Here is an 18,139-nt window from a genome sequence, read left to right as displayed (position 1 = left end):
CACATGGCCAGTCCTGACAAGAAGTCCTTCCCGCTGCGCATCGACCCCGCCCTGTGGGCCGAGGTCGAGCGCCTCGCCGCGATGGAGCTGCGCAGCGCCAATGCCCAGGCCGAGCTGCTGCTGCGCGAGGCCCTGGCCAAACGCGGCATCAAGCTCGCACCGCCCCAGGGTCGGGCCGGCACCGCTCGCAAGGACCCAGAATCCGGGTCATGAGTCTCTTGAGTGCGCGCCGCCTGGCCAAGTCCTATGGCGAGGTGGCGGTTTTTTCCGATGTGGACCTGGACCTGGAAGCCGGCGAGATCGTCGCCCTGCTCGGTGAATCGGGCAGTGGCAAGTCCACGCTGCTGAACTGCCTGGCCGGCCTGGACGAAGCCGATGCCGGCGCCATCACACTGGCAGGCCAGGACCTGCGCGCCCTGGACGACGAGGCCCGCTCGGCGCTGCGCCGCAAGGAACTGGGCTTCATCTTCCAGGCCTTCCACCTGCTGCCCCACCTGAGCGTGGCCGACAACGTCGCCCTGCCTCTGCGCCTGCTGGGCCAGCGTGACGACGGGCGCGTGCAGCAGATGCTCGCCGCCGTCGAGCTGGACTGCCTCGCGGCGCGCATGCCGCGGCAGCTGTCCGGCGGGCAGCTGCAGCGCGTGGCGATCGCGCGGGCCCTGGTGCACCGCCCGCGCCTGGTGCTGGCCGACGAGCCCACCGGCAATCTCGACCCCCGCCACGCCGGCGAAGTGCTGGACCTGCTGCGGCGCTGCACCCAGGAGGCCGGTGCGGCCTGCCTGCTGGTGACGCATTCGGAGCGCGCCGCCGAGGCGACGGACCGGCGCTTGCGCCTGGATGCGAGCGGCCTGCACGCAGCATGAACCTCTGGCGCCATTTCTGCTGGCCCGCCTGGCGCGACCAGCCCGGCCGCGTCGTGCTGGCCGTCATCGCCGTCATGCTCGGCGTGGCCCTGGCCTTCGGCGTACATCTGCTCAATGGTGCGGCCCTGACCGAATTCGCGCGCGCGGCGCGCGGCGTCGACGGCCAGCCCGACCTGGTGCTCAAGGCCCGCGACGGCGCGCTGACCGATGCCGATCTCGTCGAGCTGCTGAACCGCCCCGAGGTCGCCGCCGCCAGCCCCGTCGTCGAAGCCATGGCCCTGTGGCCCGGCCAAGCCGGCCCGGGTGGCCGCGGCCTGTCCATCCACCTCATCGGCCTGGACCCGCTGGCCCTGCTGGCCTCGGCCGCCCAGGGCCGGCCGCTCGCCGCCGAGCTGACGCCCCAGGTCGACGGCGGCCCGGCCGAGTTGATGGGCGCCAACGTCGTCCACCTGAACGCCGCCGCCCGCAAGCTGCTGGCTGAAGGCGCCAGGACGCTGACGCTGCGCCTGCCTGGCAACGGCAAGCCGCGCGACATCCAGCTCGCCATCGGCGGCCGCGTCGCGGCCGACAACACGCCGCTGGGCGTGCTGGACATCGCCGATGCCCAGGCCCTGTTCGGCCGCCTGGCCAGCCTGGACCGCATCGACGTGCAGCTCTCGCCCGGTGTCGACGCCAAGGCCTGGACGTCCACCCTGCCTGCGCGCTGGAAGGCCGAGCCACCCGACGACGCCGGCGCCCGGCTGAACGACATGACGCGCTCCTACCGCGTCAACCTCGGCCTGCTGTCGCTGATGGCGCTCTTCACCGGCAGCTTCCTGGTCTACGCGGTGCTGTCCCTGGCGACGGCCCAGCGCCTGCCTCAATGGGCCCTGGTGGGCGTGCTCGGCGTGTCGGCGCGCATGCGCTGGCGGCTGATCCTGACCGAAGGCCTCGTCATCGGCGTCGCCGGCACGGCCCTGGGCCTGTTGCTGGGCGTGGGGTTGGCGGCGGGAGCCCTCAAGCTGATGGGGAGTGATCTGGGCCTGCATGGCGCCACCGACTCGTCGGCCGAGCTGGTCTTCAACCAGCCCTTGCTGCTGCCGGCCCTGGCCTATGGCGCCCTCGGCCTCGCCGCCGCCCTGGTCGCCGCGCTGGCGCCGGCGCTGACGGTCAAGCGCATCGCGCCGGCCCTGGTGCTCAAAGGCCTGGGCCTGCCGGCGGCGCGCACGCTGCCGGCCTGGGCCGGGCTCGCGCTGTTGGCCCTGGGCGCGGCCCTGGCCTGGCTGCCCCCCGTGTGGAACGACACGCCGGTCGCCGCCTATGCGGCCATGTTCTTCCTGTTGATGGGCGGGCTGGCCCTGGTGCCGGCCCTGGTGCAGGCCATGACGGCCCTGCTCGCGCATCTGCCCGAAAGCGCACAGAGCGCCCTGCTGCTGCTGGCCCGCGAGCGCAGCCGCGACCAGGCCACCGAGGCACGCCGCTCGCTGGCCGGCGTCCTCGTCGCCCTGGCCCTGGCGGTGGCCATGACGGTCATGATCGGCAGCTTCCGGGAGTCGCTGATGCGCTGGCTGGACGAGGCCCTGCCGGCCGACCTCTATGTGCGCAGCTCGCTGCGGAGCGCCAACGGCATGCCCGATGCGCTGCCGCCGGCCCTGCTGCAAGACCTGACCCGATTGCCCGAAGTGGCCCGCACATCGCCGCAGATCACGGCCCGGCTGCGCCTGGCTTCCAGCGGCCAGGCCGTGGCCCTGACGGCGCGCGACATCAGCGCCGGCGGCCTGCCGCTTATCGAGCGCTGGAGCGGCGCGGCCGACGGCAGCGCCCTGCCCATCTGGGTCAACGAGGCCGCGCGGGACCGTGACGGGCTCAAGCCGGGCCGCGTCATCCAGGGCCAGCTGGTCGACGGCGGCCGCACGCTGAAGATGCAGGTGCACGGCGTCTGGCGCGACTACTCGCGCCAGAACACCGCGCTGTGGATCAACCTGGCCGACTACCGCCGCGCCAGCGGCGATGCACGTACCGCCGAGCTGGCCCTGTGGCTGGCGCCGGGCCAATCGCTCGAGGCAGTGCAGGCTGCGGTGCGCCGCCTGGGCGGCGAGGATGTCGAGATGGCCGCCGCGGGCGAGTTGCGCGCGCTGTCGCTGAAGATCTTCGACCGCAGCTTCGCCATCACCGTCTGGCTGCAGGCCGTGGCCCTGGCCGTGGGCTTGTTCGGCGTCATCGCCAGCCAGTCGGCCCAGGCCCTGGCCCGCAAGCGCGAGTTCGGCCTGCTGCGCCATCTCGGCCTGTCCCGGCGTCAGCTGATGCGGCTGCTGCTCCTCGAGGCCAGCCTGCAGGGCGGCGCCGGCGCCTTGGCCGGCCTGGCGCTGGGCCTGGGCCTGAGCGCCATCCTGGTCTACGTCGTCAACCCGCAGAGCTTTCACTGGAGCATGGAGATGCATCTGCCGCTGCTGCGCCTGGCCGTCCTCGTCGGCCTGGCCTTTGCCGCCGCCGTCGGCGCCTCGCTGCTGGCCGGCCGGCGCGCCCTCGGCCAGGACGCGGTGCGCGCCGTCAGGGAGGATGCTTGATGAAGCGCCGCGCCCTGCTGCTGGCCGCCCTGCCCCTGCACGCCCGCGCCGTCGCGCTGCGCTTCCCGGCCGACTTCGGCGCCCATCCGGCCCAGGGTGTCGAGTGGTGGTATCTGACGGGCCTGCTGGCCGACCGTGAAGGCGCGGCGCCGCGCTTCGGCTACCAGCTGACCTTCTTCCAACTGCCCGGACCGGCGCCGGCCGGCCATCCCAGCGGCCTGGCGGCGCGCCAGCTGATCCTCGGCCATGTCGCCCTGTCCGACCTCGGCGCGAAGCAGCAGCGCCATGGCCAGCGCCTGCTGCGCGTGCTCCCCGGCGCCGCGCAGGCGCTGGAGGGCGACTGCGACGTCAAGCTGCGCGACTGGACACTGAAGCGCGAGGGCGATGGCTATCGTGCCGCCTTCAACGGCCCGGGTTTCGCGCTGGAGCTGCGGCTGGCCACGCCCGAGCCGCCCCTGCTGCAGGGCGAGGCCGGCCTGTCGCGCAAGGGCTCCGATCCCAAGCAGTTCAGCCACTACTACTCCCGCCCCCAGCTCGCCACCCAGGCCGAGCTGACGCTGGATGGCCGCCGGTCCCGGCTCGCCGGCCGCTCCTGGCTGGACCACGAATGGAGCGACCGCTATCTCGGCGACACCGCGGGCTGGGACTGGCTGGGCGTCAACCTGCACGACGGCCGCGCGCTGACCCTGTTCCAGCTGCGCCGCAAGGACGGCAGCCGCGACTGGGCCGGCGGCAGCCTGCGCACACCCGGCCAGCCCGACCGCAGCTTCAGGCCCGAGGACGTCGACATGCAGCCGACGCGCCACTGGACCAGCCCGGCCACCGGTGCGCGCTACCCGATGGAGTGGCGGCTGAAAAGCCCCGCCGGCGAGATGCTGCTCGCCAGCTATTTCGACACGCAGGAGATCGATGCCCGCAACAGCAGCGGCCTGGTCTACTGGGAAGGCGCCGCCCAGCTGTTGGACCGCCAAAAGCGGCCACTCGGCGCCGGCTATCTGGAGTTGACCGGCTACGCGGGACGCCCGCCGCTGCTCTGACCCACAATCCGCGCCCGATGACCCGTCAACCCACAAGGCCCACCTTCGGCTGGGACAACCTCGGCGGCGAGCGCGCCGCGGGCCTGCCCGCCGTCGACGACCTGCCCCACAAGCGGCTGCTGACCAGCGGCCGCGCCGCCCTGTTTGCCGCCATGAAGGCCCTGGGCGTGCAGGCCGGCGACAGCGTGCTGGCCCCCAGCTACCACTGCCCGACGCTGATCGCGCCGCTGCGCGCGGCCGGCGCCCAGGTGCAGTTCTATCCCCTCGGCCCCGACGGCCTGCCGGTGCTGGACGCCATCACGCCGGCGCCGCGCACCCGCGCCCTTGTCGTGGCCCAGCTTTTCGGCCTGCCGCGCTCGCTGGCGGCAGCCCGCGCCTGGTGCGACCGCCATGGCATCGCGCTGGTGGAAGACTGCGCCCACAGCTTTTTCGGCCAGGCCGGCGAGCGCGCCGTCGGCCATTGGGGCGACCTGGCGACGGCCAGCGTCTCCAAGTTCTTTCCGGTGCCCGAGGGCGGCCTGCTGGCCTCGGCCCTGCCCTTGCCCGCGCAAGCCCTGCAGCCGGCCGGTGCCAGGCAGCAGCTCAAGGCCTGGGTGGACTTGCTGGAGCGCGGCAGCGAGCAGGGCCGCCTGACCGGCCTGAACACGGCGCTGGGTGCCCTCTTCCGCCTGAAGAACGGCCCGCCGCGCGCGCCGGCCCCCAGCAGCCCGCCACGCGTGCTGAGCGAGGCCGAGAACATGGCCGAATGCGATCTGAGCCGCTGCGAACACGCGCCCACCGAGCTGGCGCACCGCCTCTTCGGCCTGCCTCGCCAGCGCATCGTCGCCCGCCGCCGCGCCCACTACGAGACGCTCTACCGCTTCGCTCAGAACCTGGCGGGTGCCCGCCCGCTGCTCGGCGGCCTGCCGGCCCAGGCCGCACCCTATGTGATGCCGCTGTGGGTGGACGATGCCGAACCCGCCTATGCCGCCTTGCGCGCCGCCGGCTGTGCGGTGTTCCGCTGGGACCGCGTCTGGCCTGGCGTGCCTGACTTCCACGACGACCACGGCGTGCGCTGGCGCACCCATGTGCTGCAACTGCTCTGCCACCAGGATCTTGACGACGCGATGCTGACCCGCACCTGCGCCGTGCTGAACGACAAGCTGTAACCCATGAGTTCCACGACCGAACGCCCCGCTTCCAAGCAGGCCCGCTCCCTCAGCGGCCTGGCGCCCTTCCTGCGGCCCTACCGCGGCCGCATCACGCTGGCCCTGGTCGCCCTGCTGCTGTCCGCCATGGCCACGCTGGCCTTCCCGCTGGCCCTGCGCGGCCTCATCGACGCCGGCTTCGCGGCCGGCGACCCCGGCGAGCGCCTGATGGCCCTGCGCGAGCATTTCCTCGCCATGTTCGCCGTCGGCGCGGCCCTGGGCCTGTTCTCGGCCTCGCGCTTCTACATGGTCACCTGGCTGGGTGAACGCGTGACGGCCGACCTGCGCAATGCGGTCTACACCCATGTGCTGCGCCAGAGCCCCGAGTTCTTCGAGACCACGCAGACCGGCGAGGTGCTCTCCCGCATCACGACGGACACCACCGTCGTGCAGACCGTCGTCGGCTCCAGCCTGTCCATGGGCCTGCGCAACATCGTCATGGGCACGGGCGCGCTGGTCATGCTGGTCGTGACCAATCCCTATGTGATGGGCCAGGTGCTGGGCATCCTCGTCCTCGTCGTGGCACCGGCCCTGTACTTCGGCCGCCGCGTGCGCAAGCTGTCGCGCGCCAGCCAGGACCGCGTCGCCGACACCTCGGCCATCGCCGCCGAGGTGCTGAACGCCGTCACCGTCGTGCAGAGCTACACCCAGGAGGGCGCGGAGTCGAAGCGCTTCGCCAACGCCAGCGAGGCCGCCTTCGACACGGCCCGCAAGCGCACCCGCATCCGCAGCTTCATGGTGGCCTTCATCATCACGGCCGTCTTCGGCGCCCTGCTGTGGGGCCTCTACCAGGGCACCCAGGCCGTCATCGCCGGCAAGATCACGGCGGGCCATCTGGGCCAGACCGTCGTCTACGTGACCCTGCTGGTCAGCAGCGTGGCCGTGCTGGCCGAGGTCTGGGGCGATGTGCTGCGCGCGGCCGGCGCGACGGAGCGCCTCATCGAGCTGATGGAGGCGCGCTCACCGGTGGCCGACCCGCCCAAGCCGCAGGCGCTCGCGGTGGTCGCGGGCGGCAGCCGCGTCGAGTTCGACGCCATCACCTTCAACTACCCGTCACGGCCGCAGACGGCGGCGCTGGATGGCCTGAGCCTGACAGTGCAGCCCGGTGAGACCGTGGCCCTGGTCGGCCCCAGCGGCGCCGGCAAGACGACGGTGTTCCAGCTGCTGCTGCGCTTCTACGACCCGCAGTCGGGCCAGATCCGCCTGAACGGCGTGCCCACGCGCGAGCTGAGCCTGGCCGACCTGCGCGCCAATGTCGGCCTGGTGCCCCAGGACAGCGTCATCTTCTCGACGACGGCGATGGAGAACATCCGCTACGGCCGGCCCGAGGCCAGCGACGAGGAAGTCATCGCCGCGGCGCGGGCCGCCTTTGCCGACGACTTCATCCGCGCCCTGCCCGAGGGCTATCAGAGCTTCCTCGGCGAACGCGGCGTGCGCCTGTCCGGCGGCCAGCGCCAGCGCATCAGCATCGCCCGCGCCATGCTGAAGAACCCGCCACTGCTGCTTTTGGACGAAGCGACGAGTGCGCTGGACGCCGAGAGCGAACGCGTCGTTCAGGCGGCCTTGGAAGCCGCCATGCAGCACCGCACGACCCTGGTCATCGCGCACCGGCTGGCGACAATCCAGAAGGCGGACCGCATCGTCGTGCTGGATGCGGGGCACATCGTGGACATCGGCCGGCACGACGAGTTGGTGGCGCGTGGTGGGCTGTATGCGAAGTTGGCGGCGATGCAGTTTGGGATGGAAGCGAGTTCGGACGCCAGAGAACCCTGAACTGAAAGCTAGGCGCGAAAGCCATGGATAGCGTTGTTGTTCGGACTCCGTTCAACCCGGTCGGATTGATCGTCGTCGGACTTACCCTTCCCATCACTGCGCTGGGGGCTTTCCCCCTCGAAACCAGTCCCCACGCCACACTCTTCTTGGTCGTCGTGGGAGCTTTGCCGCTCTTGACGCTCTGGCTCTCCCTCGTTGGGCGCAGTCGCACGGTGACCATCCTGCCCTCGCAGAATGTCGTCTACGTCAGATGGCGAACATTCCTTTTCCGACAACGCGAACAGGCATTCCGACTTCAATCGTTTGTCGCTGTCGTGTCATACCTAGCTGACAGGCACCCCGTCCCGGTGAACCGCCTCGAATTCGTCACCGCCAACTCCAAGGCGCTGTGTATCGTCGAGTACGGGCCACGCAACGCGTCGTCCTTTTGGTCGATAGCCACGCATTGGTCGGAAGCGGACCACATCGCCGAGCTCCGTCCCCTTTTGGCTCGGTGCTGCGGTCTCAAGGACGCAGGCTTTCTCGGCTATCAACGAGACAACCTGCCTCTCTGAACATGCCAGCTTGCGCCATCGTCACAGCGGCCTCATCCAGATTCGCTCGCACCCCAGATGAACAAACCGTTCATCTAGGGTTCGCGCGTCATTGACGTCAATTCAAGGGCAACCCGCCGCGAACAGCTCCTCCACCCAGGCCGGATAGTCGATGAACGGATTGCGGTTGCCCTGCCGCTCGACGATGCGGGCATGGCGGCGGATCTCGTCGGCGCTGACCGGGTCGGCACGGTGCCAGGCCACCAGGGTGCAGCGCTTGCCGAACAGGTTGCCGCTGCTGCCCACGGTGTCGGACAGCTCCAGGTTGCCGACGCCGGTGCTGTCGTTGCCCTCATAGCGGATGGCCATGTAGAACATCATGCGGGCCACGTCGCCCTTGACGGCGGCGCGCGGCTCGAAGCTGTCGGCGTCGGTCAGGTTGCCCGGCGCTTCGCCGATGGCGCTGCCGCCCCAGTCGAAGTCCTTGTTGCCGCGCGTGCTGTTGACGGACACGTCCTCGGGGCGCAGGTGGTGGATGTCGGTATGCGCCCATTGCGCTTCGTCAGGGAAGCCATGGCTCTTGGCCCAGACATGCTCGCGGTTCCAGGCGTCCTGGTCGCTGGAGTTGGCCCCCGCGTTGTGCGTCTTGGCCTGCGAGCGGTTGGTGTAGAGCAGCAGCACGTTGGCCGTGTTGGCCGGGTCCTCGTCGGTGTACTTCAGCGCTTCCCAGACGGCCGAGTAGCTCATGCGCACATGGTTGCGCCCGGCGGCCTCGTTCAGCGCGGTGCGCAGGGCCACGCCGGTCTTGCCGATGGCCTGGGTGTAATAGGCGTTGAAGCCAGGCCAGGTGGCGCCGCCCGTCGGGGGCTGGGTGTAGGACGCCGTCACCGTGACGCCGGCGAAGGCCTTGAAGCCATAGAGGCCGACGTGATAGGTGGTGGCCTGGGGCTGCGCGAAGGTGCAGTTCTCGTCGTTGCCGACCGTCAGCGGGCGGCAGTCGAAAGCCGATGAGGTCGGCTCGGAACCGGCGCGCACATACAGGTCGGAGGCGCCCGTGCCGCCGCTGGTGTTCACGACGAGGTTGGTGGCGCCCGCGGGCACGTCGATGCGGTAGCGCAGCCAGGCGCCGACGGCGCCGGACTGGTTGGTCACCGGAACGCCGGGCTGCAACGTCACCGTGGCCGGGGTGCCCGAGCCGGCGGTGTAGTTGCCGAGCAGGCTGAGGCCGCTGTAGGCGCGGTAGGCCTGCACGCGCACGTAGTAGGTGGCGGCCGTGGGGCTGGCGAAGGCACAGCTCTCGGCGTTGGTGCCGCCGGCCGAGGAGCAGTCGTTGGTGCTGCTCGTGGCGGTGGAGCCGCGGCGCACATAGAGGTCGGCATCGCCGCTGCCGCCGCTCAGCGTGAAGCTGAGCTGGGTGGCGCCGGCCGGCACCACCAGGGTGTAGTCGCGCGTCGTGTTGACCGCACCCGAGAGGCCGGTGACGGCGACTCCCTTGGTCAGCGCGGTCTGCGCCTGCGCGGCCGGAGCCGCCACGAAGGCGGCCGTGGCCGCCAATACTCCGATCCAATCCCAACGACCCATCTTGCAATCCTTTTGGTTTTGACTAGGCCGTAAAAGATTACCGAGGCCGGGTGACGCCTGGGTGACTGCGCCGCCACAGTCGGGTTTCTCATAGCTGCAAGCTGGGGACAGGGTTTGCGCGGAGCGGCGGGCAGCCAGCCCCCCGCCAGCGGCGGCCTCGCGGCAGCGGAGACAATGCGGCCATGAGCCAGCGCCCCCCTCAGCAATACGAAGACTTCATGCGCCATGTTTTCGAGCATGGCGTGCAGAAAAGCGACCGCACCGGCACCGGCACGCGCAGCGTGTTCGGCCACCAGATGCGCTTCGACCTGGCCCAGGGCTTCCCGCTGGTCACGACCAAGAAGGTGCACCTGAAGTCCATCGTGCTGGAACTGCTGTGGTTCCTTCGCGGCGACGGCAACGTCAAATGGCTGCAGGAGCGCGGCGTGACGATCTGGGACGAGTGGGCCCGCCCCGACGGCGACCTCGGCCCCGTCTACGGCGTGCAATGGCGCTCCTGGCCCAAGCCGGACGGCGGCCACATCGACCAGATCGCCGACGTGGTCAAGACGCTGAAGTCCAACCCGGACTCGCGCCGCATCATCGTGAGCGCCTGGAACGTGGCCGACCTGCCCCAGATGGCGCTGATGCCCTGCCACGCCTTCTTCCAGTTCTATGTGGCCGAAGGCAAGCTCAGTTGCCAGCTCTACCAGCGCAGCGCCGACATCTTCCTCGGCGTGCCCTTCAACATCGCGTCATATGCCCTGCTGACCATGATGTTGGCCCAGCAATGCGATCTGCAGCTGGGCGACTTCATCTGGACGGGCGGCGACTGCCACATCTACGACAACCACGTCGAGCAGGTGCAGACCCAGCTGGCCCGCGAGCCGCGCGCCTACCCGACCATGACCATCAAGCGCCGGCCGGCTTCGATCTTCGACTACGCCTACGAGGACTTCGAGCTCAGCGGCTACGACCCGCATCCGGCCATCAAGGCACCGGTGGCGGTATGAGCAGGATCACTCTCGTCGCGGCCGTTGCCCGCGACGGCGCCATCGGGCGCGACAACGCCCTGCTCTGGCACCTGCCCGAGGACATGGCGCGCTTCAAGGCGGTGACGGCCGGCAAGCCTGTCGTCATGGGCCGCAAGACCTGGGATTCGATCCCGGCCAGATTCCGCCCCCTGCCCGGGCGGCGCAACGTGGTCGTCAGCCGCTCGGTGAGCGAACTGCCCGGCGCCGAGGTCTTCGCCAGCCTGGACGCGGCCCTTGCCGCCTGCGCGGCCGAGGCCGAGGTCTGCGTCATCGGCGGCAGCGACATCTATGCCCTGGCCTTGCCGCAGGCTGACCGGCTGGCGCTGACCGAGGTGGACGCCGCCTTCCCTGATGCGGACCGGCATTTCCCGGCCTGGCCGCGCGAGCACTACACCGAGGCCGACCGCAGCTCACACACCAGCGCCACCGGCCAGCGCTTCGATTTCGTCGACTACCTACGCAAGGAATAGAACCAGATGTCCGGAAAAGGCTTCCACGTCCACGGCCCTCATGAGCACGAGCTCGAGCATGCCGCCCAGCACGAGCCCAAGGGCTTTGCCGGCAAGCTGGCCGTCATCACGGCCATCCTGGCCACCGTCGGCGCCTTCTTCTCCTACACCGGCGGCGTGACGCAGGTGAATGCGGCCCTGTACAAGAACGACGCGGCCATCAAGAAGACCGAGGCCAGCAATCAGTGGGCCTTCTTCCAGGCCAAGAGCAGCAAGCAGAACCTGTCCGAGCTGGCCCTGGAGCTGAGCAGCAGCGAGGAACAGAAGGCCAAGTACCGCGACAAGATGGCGCGCTACGAGAAGGAGAAGAACGAGATCAAGGCCAACGCCGAGAAGCTGGACGCGGAGTCCAAGCATTTCGAGGACCTGAGCGCCGAGCAGATGCATCTGCACCACCGCTGGGCGCAGGCGACGACGGCCCTGCAGATCTCGATCGCACTGGCGGCCATCACGCTGCTGACCAAGCGCCGCTGGATGGAATGGGCCACGATCGCCGCCGGTGGCATCGGCCTCGTCCTCGGCGGCCTGGCGGCCGCGCACATCTGACGCGGCGCCAGCGGCGCCTTCCCCCTCAGAGCTTGTAGCTCAGCGACAGCGCGACATTGCGCGGCGCGTTGTAGATGGCGCCATAGGCCAGGCCGCCGATGGCCTTCTTGTCGAACAGGTTGTTGACGTTCAGGCGCAGCGTGGCGGCCGGCGTCAGCTCATACGCGGCGAAGGCATTGACCACGGCATAGGCCTTCTGCGTCGCGCTGCCGAGTTTGCTCACATCGGACTGCCAGCGGCCACCCACGCCCAGGCGCAGCGCCGGCAGCGCAGCCAGGCGGCTGTCGACGCGGAAGTTGACGGTGTTGCGGGGCACCCATTCGTAGATGCCCTTGCCATCCGGCCCGGTCAGGTTCAGATGGGTGTAGCCGGCGGTCAGCCTGGTGTCCTTGCCGATGCGGCCGGTCGCCTCCAGCTCGAAGCCCTTGGACTTCACGTCCTTGCCTTCGTACCAGTACTGGCCGTCGAGATTGCTGCCGGTGCCGCTGATGACGCCGCCATAGGTCGCCAGGCCCTGCTGCTTGGCCGTGAACACGGCGAAGGTGGTCAGCAGGCCCTTGTTCAGCCACTCGGCCTTCACGCCGGCCTCGGCATTCACGCCCTTCATCGGCGCGAGGTACTCGCCCTTCTTGTCGGTCTGGTCCTGGTTCTGGAAGATGTCCGAGTAGGAGACATAGCCGATCAGGTCGGGCGTGAAGGCATAGGTCAGGCCGACATAGGGGCTGACCTCCTGGGTGTCGGGATAGGCGGTGTTGGTGGCGACGTTGCCGTAGATGGACGCGCCGCTGCGCTCGAGCTTGACGGCATTCACGCCGACGATGCCCTTGAGCGCGTCGGTGAGGCCGATCTGAGAGGCGGCGTACAGGCGCGTCAGCGTCTGCTCGCCCTTGCGGCTCGGCTCACGCGCGCCCCAGGTCGGCTCGGCGTAGGCGTCGCCGCCATAAGGGAAGGCGGGCAGCGGATCCAGCATGTGGTTCTGCACCGGGAAGATGTCGGCCGACGTCGTTTCCTTCGACTGGCTCAGGCCCACCAGCAGGCTGTGCTTGCGGCCGAAGGCGGAGAACTCGCCGCTGACATTGGCATCCAGCACGCGGTGGTCCGCGTCGCTCTCGCTGCGGTAGGGCCAGCCCACCAGGCCGGTGTTGTCGGGCTTGAGCACGCCGGTCTGCGAGTAGGCATAGAGCAGGCGCGTCGATTCGTCGCCGTGGCGGCTGTTGTAGGTCAGCTTGGCCTCCCAGCCCTCGCCCAGGCAGTGGGCGTACTCGACGAAGGCGTTGTAGGACCTGGTGTTCCAGTAGGTCCACTTCTGCGACGTGGAGGAACCCACCGGGAAGTCGGCCTGGCTGCCGTCGGAGCGCAGCAGCGTCAGCGAGCCCCACATCGGCGAGTCCTGCTTGGCGTCGACGGCGGTGATGCCCACCGTCAGCACGCCGTTCTCGCCGATCTGGCCGTCCACCACGCCGTAGAGGGACGTGCGCTTGTCGTGCAGGTCGCGCAGATAGGAGTCCTTGTCTTCATGGGCGACCACCAGGCGGCCGGCCCAGGAGCCGTCCTGGCTGAGCACCTTGTTGTAGTCCAGGGCGGCGCGCTTCTGGCCATAGGAGCCGAGCGTCACGTTGAACTCGCCGCCGTCCTGGTTGGTGGGGCGCTTGCGGATGTAGTTGATCGTGCCCGACGCATTGCCCACGCCGGTCAGCAGGCCGTTGGCGCCGCGGATCAGCTCGATGCGCTCGAACAGGAAGGTGTCCTCGCGGCCCACGACGGTGCCGTAGGAGTTGGTCATGCCCAGGCCGTCGACCTGGGTCAGCTGGATCTCGAAGCCGCGCGAATTGAAGGTGGCGCGGTTGGTCTCGTACTGCTCGACGTTGATGCCGGTGGCCAGCGACAGGGCCTCGTTGCTGCCCGTCAGGCCGAAGTTGGCCATGTCTTCCCGGTCCAGCGTGCTGATGGTCTGGGGCGTCTCCTTCAGCTCCATCGGCAGGCCGGTGGCGCCCTTGGAGACGCGGTTGGCCCGCTTGCCGGTGATGACGACGGACTCGATCTGCTGGGGCTGGGCCTGGGTCTGAGCTTGGGCGATAGCGTCGCCCACCACGGCGCAGGCCGCGGCGGCGCAGGCGCTCATCAAGAATTTGTTCTGCATGGGAAGACCTGGGAGGGCGCGGTACACCGGCGCGGGCGGTGTCGCATCCCGATTGGGGTTGAAAACGCCGTCATCATAAATACAAATGCGAATGATTCGTATCTAGATTGGCATAAAATCAGACTATTCGACGTCGCGGCCTCCAGCGACGTGCGACCGCAGGAGATCCCATGTCCACTCATTTCCGCCGCGTCTGGGCCTGGCCCGTGGCGCTGGGCGCCCTCACCACCACCGGCCTCCTCAGCGCCCTCGTCTCCGACGGCTGGGGCGACGGCTGGTCCTGGTTCGCCCTGGGCCTGCCCTTGCTGATCGCCACCCGCCACAGCCTGCGGAGGCCCACATGACGGCGCGCTCCCTGCGCATCTGGGCCTGGCTGCACAAATGGAGCAGCCTGGTCTGCACCGTCTTCATGCTGCTGCTGTGCCTGACCGGCCTGCCGCTGATCTTTGCGCACGAGATCGCCCACCTCACCGGCAAGGCCGTCGACCTGCCGCAGCCTCAGGCCAAGGCCGAGCTGGCGACGCTGGATGCCGTGGTGGCCGCCGGCCGCGCCCGCCATCCCGAGCGCGTCGTGCAGTACGTGTCGCCCGACGAGGAGGACGCCCGCCTCTGGTACGTCACGCTGACGCCCACGCCCGATCCCACCGACGACTACCGCTCGGTGGCCGTGGACGGCCGCAGCGCCCAGGTGCTGGCCGAGCCGCGCTTCGACGAGGGCTTCATGTACTGGATGCTGAGGCTGCACGTCGACCTCTTCGCCGGCCTGCCCGGCAAGCTCTTCCTGGGCTTCATGGGCCTGCTGCTGGTCATCGCCATCGTGTCGGGCGTGGTGCTCTACGCGCCTTTCATGCGCAAGCTCGACTTCGGCACCGTGCGCCAGGCCAGCGGCCCGCGCACGCGCTGGCTGGACCTGCACAACCTGCTGGGCATCGTCACGCTGGTGTGGGCCCTGGTCGTGGGTGCCACCGGCGTCATCAACACCTGGGCCGACCTGCTCATCAAGAACTGGCAGTACGACCAGCTCAGCGCCCTGCTCGCGCCCTACAAGGGCCAGCCCCTGGTGCCCGAGGCCGAGCGGGCGCCGCTGCAGCGCACGCTGGCCGCGGCCCAGTCCCATCTGCCGGACAAGAAGCTGAGCTTCATCGCCTTCCCCGGCACGGCCTTCTCCAGCCCCCATCACGTCACCTACTTCATGAAGGGCAACACGCCGCTGACGTCCAAGCTGCTGCAGCCGGTGCTGGTGGACGCCCGTAGCGCCGCGGTGACCGTGGCTCCCGAGCTGCCCTGGTACCTGACCGCCCTGCTGGTGTCCCAGCCCCTGCACTTCGGCGACTACGGCGGCATGCCGATGAAGATCATCTGGACCCTGCTCGACATCGCGACCCTCATCGTGCTGGGCAGCGGCCTCTATCTGTGGCTGAAGAAGCGCCGCCAGGTCGTCATCGTCGAGACGCCCGCTTCCACAGGCGCCGCCGGCATTGCCACGGCGACGGCACGCGCCGGCCGGTGATGCGCGACCCGGGCTGGCGTGGCGTCGTGGAATGGGCCGTCGTCATCGCGGCGGTCGTGGCGGTGTTCGCCTTCGTTCCCTTCACGAGCTGAGGACCCGGGCAAGCATCGCTACGATGGCCCCGCCATGCTCAACCGCATCGACGAAGAGATCACCTTCCGCAAGCTCGAGATCCTGCTCGCCTTCCTGGAGAGCGGGAACCTGGCGCGCGCCGCGGAGCGGCTGGGCATCAGCGCGGTCAGCGTGCACCGAGCCCTGCATTCGCTGGAAACCGGCACGCGCTGCAGCCTGTTCCGGCTGGAGGGCCGCAACCTGCAGCCCAATGACGCCGCTCACGCGTTGGCCGACGTCGCTCGCGAGGTGCTGCAGACCATGTCGCACGGCATCCGCGCCACGCGCGAGATCGCGGGCTATGCCGCCGACCGCATCCGCATCGGCTCGCTGTACTCGCTGACCAGCGTTACCGTGCCCGCCCTCATCATGGGCCTGCGACTGCGCAAGCCCGACATCCAGACCGAACTGGTGCTGGGCTCCAACAACGACCTGCTGCGCAAGCTGCGCGAGGGCAGCCTGGATGCCACCGTCATGGGCCATCCCGAGGGCGCCGGCGACGTCGAATTGCAGCTGCTGTTCGAGGACGACATCTTCTTCGCGGCACCGGCGCAGTCGCCGCATGCACGGCAGCAGGAGATCGACCTCGGCGCGTGCGCCGACGAGCGCTTCGTGTCGCTGAACGAAGGCTATGTGACCCACGACCGCTTCGTCGACGCCTTCCGCATGGCAGGCTTCGAGCCCAACGTCGTCATGACCACCAACGACATCTTCTCGCTGATGAACCTCGTTGGCGGCGGCATCGGCTGCACGCTGCTGCCGGGCCGCATCCGCGGCGTGCTGCCGCGCAACGTGGTTCTCGTGCCGCTGCAGGCGCGCTTCCAGATGCGCCAGAAGATCAGCGTGTGCTTCCTGCGCACGCGCGAGCGCGACCCCAATCTGTTGTCGCTGCTGGCGGCCTGCCGCAGCCATTCGGCGGAGCTGCAGGCGGCTGCGAGCCCGGAATGAGGTCCGGCGCGCGCATGGCGGGCCAGAATCCCGCATGAAACTCGCAATCGCCGTTCAGTTCGACGGAGCTCAGGCCCAAGCCGCCGCCGTCGCCTTCGAGGCTTGGGATGCGCCGGAAGCGACGCAGACCTACACCTCGCACATCGCCCATGTCGAGAAGGCCGCGCGCGGCGAGCTGGATCTGCGCGAGCTGCCCTGCCTGATGCAGCTGCTGCGGGAGCACAAGCTTGAACCCGAGCTCATCCTCATCGACGGTTTCGTCCATCTCGACGTGGCCGAGACGCCCGGCCTGGGCCGGCACCTGTTTCAGGCCCTGGGTGGCACGACACCCGTCATCGGCATCTCGAAGACGAACCGGCCAGGCTTGCCGGCGCAGTTCGAGGTCATGCGGGAGGAGGAGGCGAAACCGCTGATCGTGACCTGCGCGGGCATCGACATCGGCTCGGCCAAGGCGCGCCTGCGCGCGATGCACGGCAGGAAAGTGGTCCCCACGCTGATGAAGCTCGCGCTTCGCCTGGCGAAGCACGGGGACTGAAGCCGCCGCGTCAGTACACCAGCGAGAAGGTGACGTAGCCCTCACCTTCCTCGGCCAGATGCTTGATGCCCGAGGTGCCGGCGCTGATGCCGATGAACCTGAGCTGCCGCTGCGTTTCCCTGGCGTGCTTGGCGAGCGCCAGCGCGGCGGTCATCCTCTCATTGGCATGCGGCGCCAGGTCGTTGTAGGACAGCTCGAGATTGGCGCCGGCCGTCATCAGCGAATTCAGGAAGGCGGGTTGGAGCGTGTTTTGGTGCACGTAGGCTCTCCTTGGTGTGCAACCAGCATAGTCTTGAACCCGGCCTTTCGGCGGCGCCGACTCAATCCAGCTTGGCCCCGGAGCGCTTGACGACCTCGGCCCAGCGCTTGGTCTCCGCCGCCACCATCTGGCCGAAGGCGTCGCCGTAGACATTGGGCGTGTCCGCCCCCAGCCCGTTCCAGATCTTGCGGATCTCCTCGCTGGCGAAGGCCGTGCGCAGCTCGGCCTGCAGGCCCGCGATCGCCTCGCGTGGCGTGCCCTTGGGCGCCCACAGGCCGTACCAGGTCGACACCTCGTAGCCCGGCACGCCGGCCTCGGCGGCGGTCGGCACATCGGGAAAGCCGACGGCACGCTTGCTGCCGGCCACGGCGATGGCCCTGATCCGGCCCGACTTGATATGGGTGGCCGATGAGCCCAGGCCATCGAACATCAGCTCGACCTGCCCCGCCACCAGATCCTGCAGGGCCGGCCCGGCGCCCCTGTACGGGATATGGGTGATGAAGGTCTTGGTCTGCAGCTTGAACAGCTCGCCCGCGAGATGGTGGGAAGTGCCGTTGCCGGCCGAGCCGTAGTTGAGCCTGCCGGGCTTGGCGCGCACCGCCGCCAGCAGGCCCTTCAGGTCACTGACCGGCAACTGGCCGGGGTGGACGACGATGACCTGGGGCACGCTGGCCAGCAGGGCCACGGGGATGAAGTCCTCTTCCAGCCGATAGTCCAGCCGCGGGTACATGGACGGCGCGATCGCATGGTGCACGGCGCCCATGAAGAAGTTGCTGCCGTCCGGCGCCAGCCTGGCCGCGACCGCGGCGCCCACCGTACCGCCGGCACCGCCCTTGTTGTCGATGATCACCTGGCGGCCCAGCTGGCGTGTCAGCGCCGCCGTCAGCGGGCGCGCAAATGCATCCGTGCCGCCGCCGGCGGGAAAAGGGACGATCCAGGTCTGCGGCTTGCTGCCTTGGGCTTGGGCCAGCCAAGGGGTGAGCAGCGCGGGCAAAACGGTGCGGCGTTTCATCGATGTCTCCTGTTTTGTGGGGCGCACGGTAAGTGC

At 69.4% G+C, this 18,139-nt stretch carries 18 protein-coding genes; 14 read left to right on the top strand and 4 right to left on the bottom strand.

Going from position 1 to position 18,139, the window contains the following annotated elements:
• Positions 1–3: 3 nt before the first annotated feature.
• The 7 genes from AC07OY_RS07520 to AC07OY_RS07490 are packed head-to-tail and all read left to right on the top strand — an operon-like array spanning position 4 to position 7,960.
• Positions 4–213, top strand: coding sequence for a type II toxin-antitoxin system antitoxin (locus tag AC07OY_RS07520; protein WP_495041892.1), 210 nt, complete (start codon positions 4–6; stop codon positions 211–213).
• On the top strand, positions 210–863 hold the full coding sequence (locus tag AC07OY_RS07515) for an ABC transporter ATP-binding protein (RefSeq protein ID WP_495041891.1): 654 nt from the start codon (positions 210–212) through the stop codon (positions 861–863). The genes AC07OY_RS07520 and AC07OY_RS07515 overlap by 4 nt, the downstream gene beginning before the upstream one ends.
• Complete coding sequence (locus AC07OY_RS07510; protein ID WP_495041890.1) at positions 860–3,409, top strand: FtsX-like permease family protein; 2,550 nt, start codon at positions 860–862, stop codon at positions 3,407–3,409. Before AC07OY_RS07515 ends, AC07OY_RS07510 begins: the two co-directional genes overlap by 4 nt.
• Positions 3,409–4,446: a lipocalin-like domain-containing protein gene (locus AC07OY_RS07505; protein WP_495041889.1), complete on the top strand. Its 1,038-nt coding sequence runs from the start codon at positions 3,409–3,411 to the stop codon at positions 4,444–4,446. Before AC07OY_RS07510 ends, AC07OY_RS07505 begins: the two co-directional genes overlap by 1 nt.
• 17 nt (positions 4,447–4,463) lie before the next feature.
• Positions 4,464–5,594: a DegT/DnrJ/EryC1/StrS family aminotransferase gene (locus AC07OY_RS07500; RefSeq protein WP_495041888.1), complete on the top strand. Its 1,131-nt coding sequence runs from the start codon at positions 4,464–4,466 to the stop codon at positions 5,592–5,594.
• A gap of 3 nt (positions 5,595–5,597) precedes the next feature.
• The gene (locus AC07OY_RS07495; protein ID WP_495041887.1) at positions 5,598–7,406 is read left to right on the top strand and encodes an ABC transporter transmembrane domain-containing protein; all 1,809 of its coding nucleotides are present in this window, start codon (positions 5,598–5,600) and stop codon (positions 7,404–7,406) included.
• Positions 7,407–7,429: 23 nt separating this feature from the next.
• Positions 7,430–7,960, top strand: a complete 531-nt coding sequence (locus tag AC07OY_RS07490) for a hypothetical protein (protein WP_495041886.1) — start codon at positions 7,430–7,432, stop codon at positions 7,958–7,960.
• A gap of 102 nt (positions 7,961–8,062) precedes the next feature.
• Here AC07OY_RS07490 and AC07OY_RS07485 read toward each other — a convergent pair whose 3' ends face one another.
• Complete coding sequence (locus tag AC07OY_RS07485) at positions 8,063–9,520, bottom strand: endonuclease (protein WP_495041885.1); 1,458 nt, start codon at positions 9,518–9,520, stop codon at positions 8,063–8,065.
• A gap of 182 nt (positions 9,521–9,702) precedes the next feature.
• On the opposite strand from AC07OY_RS07485, the gene AC07OY_RS07480 reads away from it, so the two are divergent.
• From AC07OY_RS07480 to AC07OY_RS07470, 3 genes are read left to right on the top strand one after another with little or no spacing between them, the layout of a single operon-like run.
• Complete coding sequence (locus AC07OY_RS07480) at positions 9,703–10,512, top strand: thymidylate synthase (protein ID WP_495041884.1); 810 nt, start codon at positions 9,703–9,705, stop codon at positions 10,510–10,512.
• Positions 10,509–11,003, top strand: coding sequence for a dihydrofolate reductase (locus AC07OY_RS07475; protein WP_495041883.1), 495 nt, complete (start codon positions 10,509–10,511; stop codon positions 11,001–11,003). Before AC07OY_RS07480 ends, AC07OY_RS07475 begins: the two co-directional genes overlap by 4 nt.
• 6 nt (positions 11,004–11,009) lie before the next feature.
• On the top strand, positions 11,010–11,588 hold the full coding sequence (locus AC07OY_RS07470) for a DUF4337 domain-containing protein (RefSeq protein ID WP_495041882.1): 579 nt from the start codon (positions 11,010–11,012) through the stop codon (positions 11,586–11,588).
• A gap of 25 nt (positions 11,589–11,613) precedes the next feature.
• On the opposite strand, the gene AC07OY_RS07465 is transcribed toward AC07OY_RS07470, so the two are convergent.
• Positions 11,614–13,728: a TonB-dependent siderophore receptor gene (locus AC07OY_RS07465; protein WP_495041881.1), complete on the bottom strand. Its 2,115-nt coding sequence runs from the start codon at positions 13,726–13,728 to the stop codon at positions 11,614–11,616.
• Positions 13,729–13,898: 170 nt separating this feature from the next.
• On the opposite strand from AC07OY_RS07465, the gene AC07OY_RS07460 reads away from it, so the two are divergent.
• The 4 genes from AC07OY_RS07460 (at position 13,899) to AC07OY_RS07445 (ending at position 16,832) form a co-directional block, all read left to right on the top strand.
• Positions 13,899–14,072, top strand: coding sequence for a hypothetical protein (locus tag AC07OY_RS07460; RefSeq protein WP_495041880.1), 174 nt, complete (start codon positions 13,899–13,901; stop codon positions 14,070–14,072).
• Positions 14,069–15,238, top strand: a complete 1,170-nt coding sequence (locus AC07OY_RS07455) for a PepSY-associated TM helix domain-containing protein (RefSeq protein WP_495041879.1) — start codon at positions 14,069–14,071, stop codon at positions 15,236–15,238. Before AC07OY_RS07460 ends, AC07OY_RS07455 begins: the two co-directional genes overlap by 4 nt.
• Before the next feature lie 126 nt (positions 15,239–15,364).
• Positions 15,365–16,297, top strand: a complete 933-nt coding sequence (locus AC07OY_RS07450) for a LysR substrate-binding domain-containing protein (RefSeq protein ID WP_495041878.1) — start codon at positions 15,365–15,367, stop codon at positions 16,295–16,297.
• Between the two features lie 34 nt (positions 16,298–16,331).
• Positions 16,332–16,832 carry an endonuclease V gene (locus AC07OY_RS07445; protein ID WP_495041877.1) on the top strand — a complete coding sequence of 167 codons (501 nt, stop codon included), beginning with the start codon at positions 16,332–16,334 and terminating at the stop codon, positions 16,830–16,832.
• A 10-nt stretch (positions 16,833–16,842) separates the two neighbouring features.
• Here the strand turns inward: AC07OY_RS07445 and AC07OY_RS07440 are convergent, their stop codons facing one another.
• Both AC07OY_RS07440 and AC07OY_RS07435 read right to left on the bottom strand, forming a co-directional pair.
• Positions 16,843–17,091, bottom strand: coding sequence for a hypothetical protein (locus AC07OY_RS07440; RefSeq protein WP_495041876.1), 249 nt, complete (start codon positions 17,089–17,091; stop codon positions 16,843–16,845).
• Between the two features lie 61 nt (positions 17,092–17,152).
• A complete protein-coding gene (locus tag AC07OY_RS07435; protein WP_495041875.1) occupies positions 17,153–18,103 on the bottom strand; it encodes a Bug family tripartite tricarboxylate transporter substrate binding protein in 951 nt (316 codons plus the stop codon).
• Between the last annotated feature and the right edge of the window lie 36 nt (positions 18,104–18,139).

The sequence above is a fragment of the Roseateles sp. GW821-FHT09H10 genome (genome assembly GCF_059415865.1).
Note: the sequence above shows the minus strand (reverse complement) of the source record. Positions and strands in the feature narration are given on the sequence as shown.

Bases quoted from the DNA above. Each gene is read 5' to 3' on its own strand.
- AC07OY_RS07465 (WP_495041881.1), bottom strand. From the start codon at position 13,728: ATGCAGAACAAATTCTTGATGAGCGCCTGCGCCGCCGCGGCCTGCGCC.
- AC07OY_RS07450 (WP_495041878.1), top strand. From the start codon at position 15,365: ATGCTCAACCGCATCGACGAAGAGATCACCTTCCGCAAGCTCGAGATC.
- AC07OY_RS07485 (WP_495041885.1), bottom strand. From the start codon at position 9,520: ATGGGTCGTTGGGATTGGATCGGAGTATTGGCGGCCACGGCCGCCTTC.
- AC07OY_RS07475 (WP_495041883.1), top strand. From the start codon at position 10,509: ATGAGCAGGATCACTCTCGTCGCGGCCGTTGCCCGCGACGGCGCCATC.
- AC07OY_RS07455 (WP_495041879.1), top strand. From the start codon at position 14,069: ATGACGGCGCGCTCCCTGCGCATCTGGGCCTGGCTGCACAAATGGAGC.
- AC07OY_RS07480 (WP_495041884.1), top strand. From the start codon at position 9,703: ATGAGCCAGCGCCCCCCTCAGCAATACGAAGACTTCATGCGCCATGTT.
- AC07OY_RS07445 (WP_495041877.1), top strand. From the start codon at position 16,332: ATGAAACTCGCAATCGCCGTTCAGTTCGACGGAGCTCAGGCCCAAGCC.
- AC07OY_RS07510 (WP_495041890.1), top strand. From the start codon at position 860: ATGAACCTCTGGCGCCATTTCTGCTGGCCCGCCTGGCGCGACCAGCCC.
- AC07OY_RS07490 (WP_495041886.1), top strand. From the start codon at position 7,430: ATGGATAGCGTTGTTGTTCGGACTCCGTTCAACCCGGTCGGATTGATC.
- AC07OY_RS07495 (WP_495041887.1), top strand. From the start codon at position 5,598: ATGAGTTCCACGACCGAACGCCCCGCTTCCAAGCAGGCCCGCTCCCTC.
- AC07OY_RS07500 (WP_495041888.1), top strand. From the start codon at position 4,464: ATGACCCGTCAACCCACAAGGCCCACCTTCGGCTGGGACAACCTCGGC.
- AC07OY_RS07505 (WP_495041889.1), top strand. From the start codon at position 3,409: ATGAAGCGCCGCGCCCTGCTGCTGGCCGCCCTGCCCCTGCACGCCCGC.
- AC07OY_RS07520 (WP_495041892.1), top strand. From the start codon at position 4: ATGGCCAGTCCTGACAAGAAGTCCTTCCCGCTGCGCATCGACCCCGCC.
- AC07OY_RS07435 (WP_495041875.1), bottom strand. From the start codon at position 18,103: ATGAAACGCCGCACCGTTTTGCCCGCGCTGCTCACCCCTTGGCTGGCC.
- AC07OY_RS07470 (WP_495041882.1), top strand. From the start codon at position 11,010: ATGTCCGGAAAAGGCTTCCACGTCCACGGCCCTCATGAGCACGAGCTC.
- AC07OY_RS07515 (WP_495041891.1), top strand. From the start codon at position 210: ATGAGTCTCTTGAGTGCGCGCCGCCTGGCCAAGTCCTATGGCGAGGTG.
- AC07OY_RS07460 (WP_495041880.1), top strand. From the start codon at position 13,899: ATGTCCACTCATTTCCGCCGCGTCTGGGCCTGGCCCGTGGCGCTGGGC.